General features: G+C 74.4%; 11 protein-coding genes and 1 riboswitch. Of the genes, 9 read left to right on the top strand and 2 right to left on the bottom strand.

Translation table 11 applies throughout. The annotated features are described in order from the left end of the window. The first annotated feature begins 72 nt into the window (after positions 1-72). The 8 genes from rsfS (at position 73) to BM051_RS13660 (ending at position 8,628) form a co-directional block, all read left to right on the top strand. Positions 73-474 (top strand): ribosome silencing factor, encoded by a 402-nt coding sequence (rsfS, locus tag BM051_RS13625; RefSeq protein WP_092530502.1) that lies wholly within the window; start codon positions 73-75, stop codon positions 472-474. Beyond that, positions 471-1,085 (top strand): histidine phosphatase family protein, encoded by a 615-nt coding sequence (locus BM051_RS13630; protein ID WP_092530503.1) that lies wholly within the window; start codon positions 471-473, stop codon positions 1,083-1,085. Before rsfS ends, BM051_RS13630 begins: the two co-directional genes overlap by 4 nt. Positions 1,086-1,091: 6 nt before the next feature. After that, positions 1,092-1,829, top strand: coding sequence for a diglucosylglycerate octanoyltransferase (gene octT, locus BM051_RS13635; RefSeq protein WP_092530504.1), 738 nt, complete (start codon positions 1,092-1,094; stop codon positions 1,827-1,829). Positions 1,830-1,838: 9 nt separating this feature from the next. Further along, on the top strand, positions 1,839-2,687 hold the full coding sequence (locus BM051_RS13640) for a DegV family protein (RefSeq protein WP_092530505.1): 849 nt from the start codon (positions 1,839-1,841) through the stop codon (positions 2,685-2,687). A gap of 194 nt (positions 2,688-2,881) precedes the next feature. Continuing rightward, positions 2,882-3,679, top strand: a complete 798-nt coding sequence (locus BM051_RS13645; protein WP_092530506.1) for a ComEA family DNA-binding protein — start codon at positions 2,882-2,884, stop codon at positions 3,677-3,679. 803 nt (positions 3,680-4,482) lie between these two features. Further along, positions 4,483-4,794 carry a hypothetical protein gene (locus tag BM051_RS13650; protein ID WP_092530507.1) on the top strand — a complete coding sequence of 104 codons (312 nt, stop codon included), beginning with the start codon at positions 4,483-4,485 and terminating at the stop codon, positions 4,792-4,794. Between the two features lie 463 nt (positions 4,795-5,257). Then, positions 5,258-7,672, top strand: coding sequence for a ComEC/Rec2 family competence protein (locus tag BM051_RS13655; RefSeq protein WP_092530508.1), 2,415 nt, complete (start codon positions 5,258-5,260; stop codon positions 7,670-7,672). A 290-nt stretch (positions 7,673-7,962) separates the two neighbouring features. Further along, positions 7,963-8,628: a hypothetical protein gene (locus tag BM051_RS13660; RefSeq protein WP_134046217.1), complete on the top strand. Its 666-nt coding sequence runs from the start codon at positions 7,963-7,965 to the stop codon at positions 8,626-8,628. Between the two features lie 179 nt (positions 8,629-8,807). Here the strand turns inward: BM051_RS13660 and thrC are convergent, their stop codons facing one another. After that, positions 8,808-10,079 carry a threonine synthase gene (gene thrC / locus BM051_RS13665; RefSeq protein WP_092530510.1) on the bottom strand — a complete coding sequence of 424 codons (1,272 nt, stop codon included), beginning with the start codon at positions 10,077-10,079 and terminating at the stop codon, positions 8,808-8,810. A 12-nt stretch (positions 10,080-10,091) separates the two neighbouring features. Then, positions 10,092-10,224: riboswitch (SAM riboswitch) on the bottom strand. 121 nt (positions 10,225-10,345) lie between these two features. Here thrC and holA point away from each other — a divergent pair. Then, positions 10,346-11,326 (top strand): DNA polymerase III subunit delta, encoded by a 981-nt coding sequence (gene holA, locus BM051_RS13670; RefSeq protein ID WP_092530511.1) that lies wholly within the window; start codon positions 10,346-10,348, stop codon positions 11,324-11,326. A 331-nt stretch (positions 11,327-11,657) separates the two neighbouring features. Here the strand turns inward: holA and rpsT are convergent, their stop codons facing one another. Continuing rightward, positions 11,658-11,918, bottom strand: coding sequence for a 30S ribosomal protein S20 (rpsT, locus tag BM051_RS13675; protein ID WP_092530512.1), 261 nt, complete (start codon positions 11,916-11,918; stop codon positions 11,658-11,660). Positions 11,919-12,065: the final 147 nt, after the last annotated feature.

A 12,065-nucleotide genomic window follows, 5' to 3' on the forward strand; every position in this document is an offset into this window, starting at 1 on the left:
CGAGGTCACAGGCCTGACTGCGGGTGACCCCGGGTACCCTGCTGCGGGACCACCGATTCGTGAAGGAGCACTGTGGCAGCGACGGCCGAGGCACGGAACCTCGCGAGGGCGGCCGCCCACGCGGCGGCGGACAAGAAGGCCACCGACGTGGTGGTGCTCGACGTCTCCGACCAGCTGGTGATCACCGACGCCTTCGTCATCGCCTCGGCGCCCAACGAGCGGCAGGTCGGCGCGATCGTCGACAACGTCGAGGAGAAGCTGCGGATGGCGGGGCACAAGCCCGTCCGCAGGGAGGGCGCCCGCGAGGGCCGCTGGGTGCTGCTGGACTACGTCGACGTGGTGGTCCACGTCCAGCACGACGAGGAACGCTCGTTCTACGGTCTCGAACGGCTGTGGAAGGACTGCCCCCGGATCGACGTCGAGGGGCTGGCCCCCGCGGAGGCGGAGCCGGCCGGGGAGGACGGGGCGCCGTGACGCTGCGCCGGCTCGTGCTGTGGCGGCATGGGGAGACCGACTTCAACGCCACCGGCCGGATGCAGGGACACCTGGACTCCGAGCTCACCGTGGTGGGCTGGAACCAGGCGCGGTTCGCCGTGCCCGCGCTCGCCCGCTTCCAGCCCGACCTGGTGATCGCCTCCGACCTGCGGCGGGCCACCGACACCGCGACCGTCCTCGCCGAGGCCATCGGCGTGCCGTTGCGGGTCGACAAGCGGCTGCGGGAGACCCACCTCGGCGAGTGGCAGGGGCTCACCGGCCCCGAGGTCGACGCGCGCTCGCCGGGGGAGCGCGACCGCTGGCGCGCCGACGCCACCTGGGCACCGCCGGGAGGCGAGTCGCGGGTGGACGTCGCCGAGCGGGCCTACGAGGTGGTCGCCGACCTCGAACATGCCGAGGCCGAGGTCGGCGAGACCGTGCTGCTCGCCGCGCACGGCGGGCTGATCATCGCGTTGACCGCGCGCCTGCTGAACCTGCCCGTGGAGAGCTGGCCGGTGCTCGGCGGCATCGCCAACTGCCACTGGGTGGAGCTGGGGCGGCGGGACGGCGCCTGGCGGTTGCACGCCTACAACGCGGGCATGACCGGGTAGGGCGGCGTGTCCGCGCCCCGGCTGCTGGTGTTCGGCGACTCGCTCAGCTTCCACGGCCCCGACGGTCCCCACCGGGCCGACGAACCCCGCCTGTGGCCCAACGTGGCGGCCACCGCGCTCGGCGGCACCGCCGACGTCGTCGCCCAGATCGGCTGGACCGCCAGGGACATGTGGTGGGCGCTGATCAACGACCCCCGCGTGTGGGCTGAGCTGCACCGGGCCGATGTCGTGGTGCTCGCCGTCGGGAGCATGGACACGCTGCCCTCACCGCTGCCGACCTACCTGCGCACCGGGCTGCGCTACCTGCGCCCGGACCGGCTGCGGCGGGTCGCGCGGCGGGCCTACCTGGCCGCGCAGCCGCGGCTCGCGGTCGCCCTGCGCGGGCGGCCCACGGTGCTACCGGCTCGGTTGACCGTGCGGTACCTGGACACGGCGGTGGGCGCGCTGCGGACGCTGCGGCCGACCCTGCCGGTGGTCGGCTGGCTGCCGTCGGTGCACCAGGCGCCCTCCTACGGGTACGTGCACACCGCCCATCCGGCCGCGACGGCCGCGGTCGCCGCGTGGGGTAGGGGCGTCGGCGTGCCGCTGCTCGACCTGCCGGCCGTGGTGGGGGAGCACGTCCGGGGCGGGCGGGGCAACCCGGACGGCATGCACTGGGGATGGGCAGGGCACGCCGCGGTCGGCGCCGCCATGGCCGAGCTGATCGGGCCGTTGCTCCCGGCCGCGGACGACCCGGGGCCGTAGGCTGGCCCGGTGCCGGTTGCCGTCGTCACCGACTCGACCGCCCACCTGCCGGAGGGTTTCGCCGACCGGCACGGGATCAGGGTGGTGCCCCTGCACGTCCTGATCGACGGGGTGGCCGCGCTGGACGGCACCGACGTCGGGCCCGCGGAGCTGGCCGAGGCGCTCGGGCAGCGGCGGATCGTGACGACGTCGCGGCCCACGCCCGCCGAGTTCGCCGCGACGTTCCGGGCGGTGCTCGGCGACGGTGCCGACGCGGTGGTGTCGGTCCACCTGTCCCAGCGGTTGTCCGGAACGTGGGAGTCGGCGGTGCTCGCCGCGCAGGAGGTCGATCCCGACCGGGTGCGGGTGGTCGACTCGCGCACCACGGCCATGGGCCTCGGCTTCGCCGCGCTGCACGCCGCGGAGGTGGCCGCGAGTGGGAGGAGCGCGGCGGAGGTGGAGGCCGCCGCCGTCGACACCGCGCGGCGCTCCTCGACGCTGTTCGTGGTGCCGACACTGGAGCACCTGCGGCGAGGTGGTCGGATCGGGCCGGCCGCGGCGCTGCTCGGCACCGCGCTGGCGGTGAAGCCGGTGCTGCACATGGATGACGGTCTGATCCAGCCGTTGGAGAAGGTGCGCACGATGCACCGGGCGGCGGCCCGACTGGTGGACCTGGCGGCGGAGGCCGCCGGCGACGAGCCGGTCGAGCTCGCGGTGCACCACCTGGCCGCGCCGGAGCGCGCGGTCGAGCTGGCCAACCGGTTGGAGGAGCGGCTGCCCCGGTCACGTGGCTGCGTGGTGTCCGAGCTCGGCGCGGTGATCGGCGCGCACACCGGGCCGGGGGTGCTCGGCGTGGTGGTGCAACGGCCCGGTCGCTGAGGCTGTCCTCGTCGTCCACGCCCGGCGGTTCCTGGGCGGTGCCGTGCCCCGCTGACGGTGAGCCCGACGCCCGATAGCACACGCCGCCGACCGTTTCCGTCAGCGCACCCCGACCTGTCCACAACCACCCCCTTGTCCACAGCCCCCGCCCTTCCCCCTGGCCTCCCCACCACCCCCTCCCTAACCTCGACCACATGTTCGACACACCACCCCCTCCTTCCCCGCACCACGGGCCCACCACGCTCACGCTCGGGCAGTTGGCCACCCACGGCCCGCCGGACGACGACGTCCTCGGCCCGACTCCTGACGTCGTCGACCGAGGCCACCGGGACCCACCCGGCCGGTTCTGGCGGCTGTGGTGCCGATGGCTGCCCGCGCCGCCCGACACGGGAGGCCGGCGCGGCGCGTTGATCGTGGTCGTGCTGCTCGGTGTCGTCGTCGCGGTGCTGGTCAGCGTCCTCGTCCTCGGCGCCCGCCCGGCCGAGGAGACACCGCCGCCCCTGCCGCTCGCCGCGGCGACCGCTGGGCCTTCCGCCGCGTCCGGCCCACCCGCCGAGCAGGGGTCGGTGGTGGTGAGCGTCGTCGGGGAGGTTCGTTCGCCCGGGCTGGTGACGGTCGCCCCGGGAGCACGGGTCGCGGACGCGCTCGACGCCGCGGGCGGGGTGATGGGGGAGGTGGACCTGGCCACGGTGAACCTGGCGCGCAAGCTCGTCGACGGTGAGCAGATCCACGTCGGCACGCCCCCGCCGGGTGCACCGCCCCCGGGTGGTGCCAGCGCGCCGGCCGCCGGCGCCACCGGACTGGTGAATCTCAACACGGCGACGGTGGAGCAGCTCGACGGGCTGCCCGGCGTCGGCGAGGTCACCGCGCAGCGGATCCTCGACTGGCGCGCACAGCACGGCTCGTTCACCGCTGTCGAGCAGTTGCGTGAGGTGGAAGGCATCGGGGAGAAACGGTTCTCCCGGTTGCGTGAGCAGGTGACGGTCGGATGAGTCCGCGGTTGATCCGACCGGCATCCCGCGTGGCGGGTGTCCCTCCCTGACCACCTGGCACGCCTCGCCGGCGCCCGGGCCTCCCGCCCGGCCACTCCAGCGACGAGGTACCGAGGCCCACCTCTCCGAGGTCCGGCCCGGCTCGCCTGATCGGGCCAGCTCGCCCCGAGCTGTCCGGTCAGGGCGGGGGGCCCCGACGAGCGTCGCCGGGGAACGGGATGGAGCAACCGGTCCGGCTCGTCCGAGTGCTGTCCCGCGGCCGGGGTGGACCCCGCTGGCTGGCTCGCCTGACCAGAGCATCGGGCGCCCGTGTCGGCGACACCGGCCCGGACACGGCGTGCAGGCCGTCCGGCGGTTGTTGTCCCAGGTTCGTCGAGTTGGTGCACGGGCACGACGACGGCGGCCAGCTGGAGGGCCGAGGTCATCGCCCCGGCGCCCTACCCACCCCGTCCCATCGGTCCGCTCCACAAGGTCGTCCGACTCGCGGCCGGCAGTCCTGTTGCCCGTGTCGGTTGGGCGAAGGCTCACCGGCGCTGTGCCGGCCTTCCTGGTGTCCGTCGGCCAGGTGAATGGGACGGGTGGCGGGTGGCGGCTCTGGGTTTCTCCCGGGGCACACGATCCGGGTGCGGCATCTCGCGCGGAGGGGGCGGTCGGTCAGGGTTCGCCGGTGGCTCGGTCCGCTGGGCTCCCGATGGGCGTGCTCGAATCCAGGCGGTCGGGTGGAATCGCACAGCGAAGTCCGTTGTGGACACTGCTCCAATGGAGGGAGGGTCACGGGTGGGCGTACGGTCCGCACGGACCGAGTGACTACCGCGGCCACGGCGCTGCCGACCGCGGGTCGCCCGGCGCAGTGGACCGGCGTGGCCGACGTGCCGTTGCCGCACGGCACGGGCTACCGGCAGCGCCCGTCGGTCGGTCCCTCCGAACCAGGTGTCACATGGCCGGCCGTTGTCGAGGTGGCGTGCGTGGGTGACCGCCCGGCGAGGTGGTCTGGGTGCCGACTGCTCGCCGCGGTGGGCGGAGCGCCCGACTTCCCATCGGCGCGGCCGGTCCGGGGCCGCGCCGAGGTGGCCGGCCGCGGCCAGCGGCCCGCCTCGGTGGTCGGGCACGGCTGAACGTTGGCGTGCTGGTCCGGGACACGGCTGAGGGACGGCGTGGCGGTCGGACGGGTTGAGGGACGGGTGGTCGGCCGTGCGCGCGTCGAGCGCATGAGGCTGGTCATGCCGGTCGCCGAGGGCAGGACGTGCTCGCCGTCGCGTGCGGGCACCGGGGCGGTGAGCCCGGTCGGCTCGGTCGGCTCCGAAGGTCGGTGCGCGTTTCTTGCCGACCGGCGCCACGGCCGCGTCGACACACGCTGCTCCATCCGAGCACGACGAGGTGCTCGGAAATCCATCGTCAGCCGCGCCGCCGCAGGTCGCGCTCGCTGGTGGCGGCTCGCTGACGGCCGTACCGGTTCCACCCACGCCGTGGCCCGAGCGCTCGAGGTCGTCGCGTCACCGGCCGGGCCGACCGGCACCAGCCAGCGCGGCGACCCGTACCGGGTGGCGAACCCGGCTCCCAGCAGGAAGGAGGATCCAGATGAGCACCCCACCGGTCGACCCACCGCCACGGGACCCACCGCCACGGGTTCGCCACGACGTTCGGCTGGTGCCCGCCGCGCTCGTGGTGTGGGGCGCGGTCCTGCTCGGCTGCCTGCACACGTGGTGGCTGACCGTCGCCACGGCGGGAACCGCGGCCCTCGCGGCGGTGCCGCTGCTCCGGCACGGCCGGCCGGCGCTCCGGCGCGCCGCCGCGGCGGTCCTGGCCGGCGGCGTGCTCGCCGCGGTGACCTGCGGGCTCCGGTTGGCCCGCGCCGAACAGGACCCGCTGCGCACACACGCCGACCGCGGTGCCCACGCCGTGCTCAGGGTGGTCGTCACCGAACGGCCCCGGCCGGTCCGGGCGGCCGGCTTCGCCGGACGGCCCGGCGGCACCCGGCTCGTGGTGCTCCGTGGGCAGGTCCGTGCCGCGACGGTGACCGGCCAACCGGTGCCCACCGGTGGCCGGGTGGTGCTCGTCGCCGCGGCGGAGGAGTGGTCCCACCTGCTGCCAGGGCAGGAGGTGACGGCCACCGGGCGGATGGTCCCCGCCCGCCCCGGCCAGCTCACCGCCGCCGTGTGCCACGTGCGCGGCCCACCGGCCGACGCCACCCCCGCACCCTGGTGGGAGCGCGCGGCCGCCTCGATGCGCGCCGACCTGCGCTCGTCCGCCTCGGTCATGGCGGACGAGCCCGCCGGTTTGCTGCCCGGGTTGGTCGTCGGTGACACCGACGCCCTGTCCCTCCGGGTGGAGGACGAGTTCCGCGACGCCGGCCTGACCCACCTGCTCGCGGTCTCGGGCAGCAACGTCGCCATCGTCTGCGGGGCGGTGCTGATGCTGCTGCGCCTGCTGCGGATCGGGCCCCGGGTCCGCGCCGCCGCGGCGGGCCTGGTCCTCGCCGGGTTCGTGATCCTGGTCGGGCCCGAGCCCAGCGTGCTGCGTGCCGGCGTAATGGGCGCGGTGGCCCTGCTCGCGCTCGCTCTCGGCCGGAACCGGTCGGCCGTGCCGGCGCTCGCCGTCGCGATCGGCGGTGTGGTCCTGTACGACCCCGCGATGGCGACCAGCGTCGGCTTCGCCCTGTCGGTGGTGGCCACCGCCGGGCTGGTGCTGCTCGCACCTCGCTGGGCGGACGGCCGCGGCGTGCCCACCGGCGCCGCCGAGGCGCTGGCGATACCGGTCGCGGCCTTCCTGGCCACGGCACCGGTCCTCGCCGGTGTCGCCGGCGAGCTCAGCGTCGTGTCGGTGGTCGCGAACCTGCTCGCCGCCCCGGTCGTGGCGCCGGTGACCGTGCTCGGCGTCGCGGCGGTCGTGCTCGCCGGCCCGTGGCCCGGCGCCGCGGAGGTGCCGCTCCGGGTGGCCGAGCCCGGCGTCGAGTGGCTGATCCTGGTCGCCAGGGAGGCATCGGCCGTTCCGGGCGCCACCCTCAACTGGCCCGGCGGCTGGTGGGGAGGCGCGCTGGCCGCCCTGGTCGCGGCCCTGCTGGTGCTGGCCCTGCGGCACCGCGCCGCCCGCACCGGCCTGGCCGTCGTGCTCGTCGTCGGGTTGCTGGTGTTCGTGCCGCTGCGCACGATCGCGCCGCCGTGGCCACCGGCCGGTTGGTCCGTCGTCGCCTGTGACGTCGGTCAAGGTGACGCCATCGTCCTGGCCACCGGTGAGCCCGGCCGGGCCGTGGTGGTCGACACCGGGCCGCAACCCGGTCCGGTGGACCGCTGCCTCGACCGGCTCGACGTGCGCCGGGTCCCACTGATCGTGCTGAGCCACCTGCACGCCGACCACATCGGCGGGCTGGCCTCCGTCTTCGAGGGCCGCGCCGTCGGTGGCGTGGCCGTCGGCCCCGGCCGCTCACCGCACTGGGCCTGGCGGCAGGTGGCCGACCAGGCCGCCGCGCACGACGTCCCGCTGCTGGAACTCGCCGCCGACGACCGGCTGGCGTGGCCCGATCTCCGCCTGGAGGTGATCGGGCCGCGGCACGTCACCGGCCGGTCGGCGGACCAGGACGGTACGGCCATCAACAACACCTCCCTGGTCGCCAGGGCCGCGACCGCGGCGGGCAGCGTGTTGCTCACCGGCGACATCGAACTCATCGCCCAGGGCGACCTGCTCGCCGCGGGCGTCGACCTGCGGGCCGACGTGCTCAAGGTCCCGCACCACGGCAGCCGGTTCTCCCTGCCCGGCTTCCTGGCCGCCGTCGCGCCCCGGCTCGCGGTGGTCAGCGTCGGCGCCGGCAACACCTACGGCCATCCGCACCCCACCACCCTCGGCGCACTCACCGCCGGTGGCGCGCTCGTCGTGCGCACCGACACCGACGGCGACACCGCCGTGCTGCCCGACACCACCGGCCCGGCGGTGGTCCGCCGAGGCCGGGGTCGCGCCGGTGGCCGGAGTCGTGGCCCACCCGAGCCGTGCGGACGGTGATCGAGGTGCTGGAGGCGACAGCGGCGGAACGGCACCATCCGGTCACCGTGCAGTCGCCCGGTGTTCACCCGTCGCCCGAATTGAGTTACGTTCAGCCGGTTTCGATGTGATGCACCGTACTCGTGGGAACTCTTGTCCCCGTTCTCGGTCTCCTGCCTACCATTCGGTCACCGGAACAATTCTGGAATACCCGGAGGATTGAAGTCCCAAGGTGGTCAGGGCTCGACCACCTTGCCCATTTCCGCCCCTTTCGGTGGCGGGCCTCGATTTGTCCAGAAAGGTCGAAAACCATGATTCGTTCCACTGTGTACAAGCCGGTCGCGGTGCTGCTGGCCACGAGCGTGCTGCTCGTCGGCGGAGCTCAGCTCGCCAGCGCCGGGACCCTGCCGCCGAGCGCGACCACGGCATCCGATGTGGACGAGCTCGCGGTCGACCGCGCGCTCGGCTCCGTGGTGACCGTCGAGAACGTCGACGGGTTGCTCGCCGCGGCCCGCGCCAACGGTGACACGGAGACGGTGCACGCGCTCGACGGTGTTCGTGCCGAACTGGTGACCGTGCTGAGCGAGAAGTCCGAACTGGGTGGCTCGTCGGTGGCGAACCAGGACATCATCGACACCATCAAGCGCATCGCCAAGTTCGCCCAACCGATCGTGGTCGCCGCACTGCGGATCGGCGGCCCGCTCGCCGCGCAGATCCTGGACACGATCGGGAACGCGCTCCGGTTCATTCCGGGCCTGGGCGGGGTGATCTCCAGCGGCGTGCTGAAGACGGTGGCGCTCGGGGTCCGCGAGGGCGCCGAGGCGCTGGCCGCGCTGATCGAGAGCATCAAGATCGAGGGGCTGAGCCAGGCCGAGGCCCGCGACGCGCTGGCCGGTCAGCTGCGTCAACTCACCGACGCACCGGCGGACCAGGTGGCGGCCGCCGCGACCGTGCTGGCCGTGGTGGCCACGGCCTGAGCGTGGCCCGAATGACGGACCCGACCACCGTCACCGGTTGGCGGGGGTGGGAACGACCGAGCCGTACGGCGGGTGGGGCAGTTCGGCTGCCCCACCCGCCCAGGTCTGCTCGCTCGCCCGCGCCCCGAACGGCCGGCGCGGTGAAGCACGGGACCGGGGGAGCGGAGTGGGGCGGCCGGTCAGCCGCCGAGGACCTCGCGGACCGCGTCGGCCGACGGCGGCACCGTCGCGCGGGGCCCGATCCGGCCCTCCACCGCGTCGAGGGTCTTCAGCCCGTCACCGGTGATCAGCAGGACGGTCTCGGCGTCGGGGTCGAGCACCCCGTTGTCCACCAGCTTCTTCGCGGTCGCGACGGTCACCCCGCCGGCGGTCTCGGTGAAGATGCCCTCCGTCCGCGCGAGCAGCCGGATGCCCTCGACGATCTCGTCGTCGCTGACGTCCTCGATGGCGCCCCCCGTGCGGTTGACGACGTCGAGCACGTACGGGCCGTCGGCGGGGTTGCCGATGGCCAGCGACCGCGCGATCGTGTCCGGCTTGACCGGCTGCACCACGTCGTGGCCGGCGCGGAACGCCGCGGACACCGGCGAGCAGCCGGTGGCCTGCGCGCCGAACACCGAGTACGGGCTCGCGTCGACGAGGCCGAGCTCGCCCAGCTCCCGGAAGCCCTTGTCCACCTTGGTCAGCTGGGACCCGGAGGCGATCGGCACCACGATCTGCTCCGGCAGCCGCCAGCCGAGCTGCTCGGCCACCTCGAACGCGAGCGTCTTGGACCCCTCCGAGTAGTAGGGCCGCACGTTGACGTTCACGAACGCCCACGTCTCCCGCTCGGCGGCCAGCTCGGTCGCCAACCGGTTCACGTCGTCGTAGTTGCCGTCCACGGCGATCAGCGCGCCGTCGTACACGGCGGTGGTGAGCACCTTCGCGCGCTCCAGCGACGACGGGATGAGCACCACCGACCGCCAGCCGGCGCGGGCCGCGGCGGCGGCGACCGCGTTGGCGAGGTTCCCGGTGGACGGGCAGGCGAGCGTGTCGAAGCCGAACTCCCGCGCGGCCGCCAGCGCGACGGCGACCACCCGGTCCTTGAAGGAGTGCGTGGGGTTGCCGGTGTCGTCCTTGACCCACAGCCGCCGGACGCCCAGCTCCGCGGCCAGCCGGTCGGCCCGCACCAGCCGGGTACAGCCGGGCTCGGTGTTGGGGACCTCCTCGACGTTCGACGGCACCGGGAGCAGCTTCTTGTACCGCCAGATGTTGCGCGGGCCCGACTCGATGTCCTCGCGGCGCACCCGGCCGAAGTCATAGCCGACCTCGAGCGGCGAGAAGTCCTCGGCGGAGACGAACTCGGGAGCCAACGGCTGCCGGTGACCCTCCTCCTTCGACACCAGCTCCACGGCGGGGCCGAGGTCGACGGTGCGCGCGCGGTCGGCGGGGGAGGTTCCCAGGGCTGCGGTCATCGCGAGGTCCTTTCCTCATCTGTCCCACATCGTGGGCCGGAATTGGCACCGTGGTCGCCAGCTACCTCGCGGAATCGAGATGACAGGCTGGACGCCGGTTGCCGGGGCTTCGTCGGGCCGTTCCCTCTGCCCCTCTGGATGAGCGGTATTCGGTTGTCGGCGGCTGCCGTGTGCTCCACAGTACGACATCACGCCATCGCGCGGCCACGGGATGGGGGCACATCACCGGGGCGGACGCCTCGCGTTCCACATGGCAGGATCACGGTGTGACCGCGCCAGCCACCACCCCCGCACCACTGCACCTCGTGCTCGGCGACGAGGAACTCCTCGTCGAACGGGCCGTCCGGGCCGCGCTCGACGCGGCGCGGCTCGTCGACCCGCCCGCGGACCTCACCCGCGTCAAGGTGTCCGAACTCACACCGCCCGCGCTGGCCGAGCTGGTCAGCCCGTCGCTGTTCAGCGAGGGCAGGGTGATCGTGCTCGAGGGGGCGCAGGACGCCAGCCAGGAGATCGCCGACGCCGTCATCGGCTACGCGGCCCAGCCCGCCGACGGGGTGGTGCTCGTCGTGGTGCACAACGGCGGTGGGCGCAGCAAGGCCGGCAAGTCGCTGCCGGCGGCGCTGCGCAAGGCCGGGGCGGTGCTCACCGAGTGCCCCAGGATCACCAAGCCGGCCGACCGGGAGTCCTTCGTCCGCAACGAGGTCAGGGCGGCCGGCGGCCGGATCGACGCCGCCGGGGTCGTCGCGCTCATCGAGGCCGTCGGCTCCGACCTGCGCGAGCTGGCCGCGGCCGCGGCGCAGCTGGTCGCCGACTCGGGCGGCTCCGTCGACGAGGAGGCGGTGCGCCGCTACCACCGCGGGCGCGCCGAGGTCACCGGGTTCGCCGTGGCGGAGAAGGCCGTGGCCGGCGACCGGTCGGCCGCGCTGGAGGCGGTGCGCTGGGCCCAGCAGATCGGAGTGCCGCACGTGCTGGTGGCCGACGCGCTGGCCGACGCCGTCCGTACCATCGCGCGGGTGTCGGCGGCCGGTCGCGGGAACCCGAACCAGCTCGCCGGCGAGCTGGGCATGCCCCCGTGGAAGGTGCGCAAGGCGCAGGGGCAGGTCCGCGGGTGGCGGCCGGCCGGGCTGTCGGCGGCCATGCGGGTGGTGGCCCGGGTGAACGCCGAGGTCAAGGGCGCGGCCGCCGACCCGGACTACGCGCTGGAGCGCGCCGTGCTCGAGGTGGCCGCCGCGCGCGAGCTGCGGTAGCGGCCGGCGCGCGGACCGGGAGCCGCACAGCGGCTTCGGATCGGGGTGGGAGGGGGAATGGATGGTGCCCCGCGCCTAGGGGCGTGCCCCGAGCCGGCGGGGGAACGCCTGGTGCCCCCGTGCCTAGTGGTGCTGTGCGCCACCGAGGGGTTCTCGGGCAGCAGCTTCGCGTTCTAGCGGCGCAGGGCCTTCGGCTGGCAGGCGGAACCGCGATCCGAGGGTGGGATTCACCGATGCCGGCGGGGGACTCTCGGTCTGGGCGAGTTCCCCGGGGCCGGGAACGCCGTGGGCCCCCGGCGGGTGATCGCCGGGGGCCCACGGAGAAGACGGCTCAGAGGGCGTTGGCCCGCTTGGCCATCCGCGACTTCTTGTTCGCCGCCTGGTTGGCGTGGATGACGCCCTTGCTGACGGCCTTGTCCAGCTTCCGGGCGGCCGCCCGCTGCATCTCGAGGGCGCGCTCCCGGTCGCCGGCCTCCGCGGCCTCACGGAACTTCCGGATCGCGGTCTTCACCGACGACTTCACCGACTGGTTGCGCTGCCGCGCCTTCTCGTTGGTCTTGATGCGCTTGATCTGGGACTTGATGTTGGCCACGCGGGCGCTCCTCCATCGGCTCGGGTTGGTCGTGCCGCGTTGTCGTGGCCCCGGCCCCGCTCGACGCGGGATCGGGCTTCCTCCCTTGCGGAATGCCACACGGCGACAGCGAGACAGCGTACCCGGCCCGCCCACCCGGCAGGACAC

It is taken from the genome of Amycolatopsis arida (genome assembly GCF_900115565.1).
Classification (GTDB): Bacteria; Actinomycetota; Actinomycetes; order Mycobacteriales; family Pseudonocardiaceae; genus Yuhushiella; species Yuhushiella arida.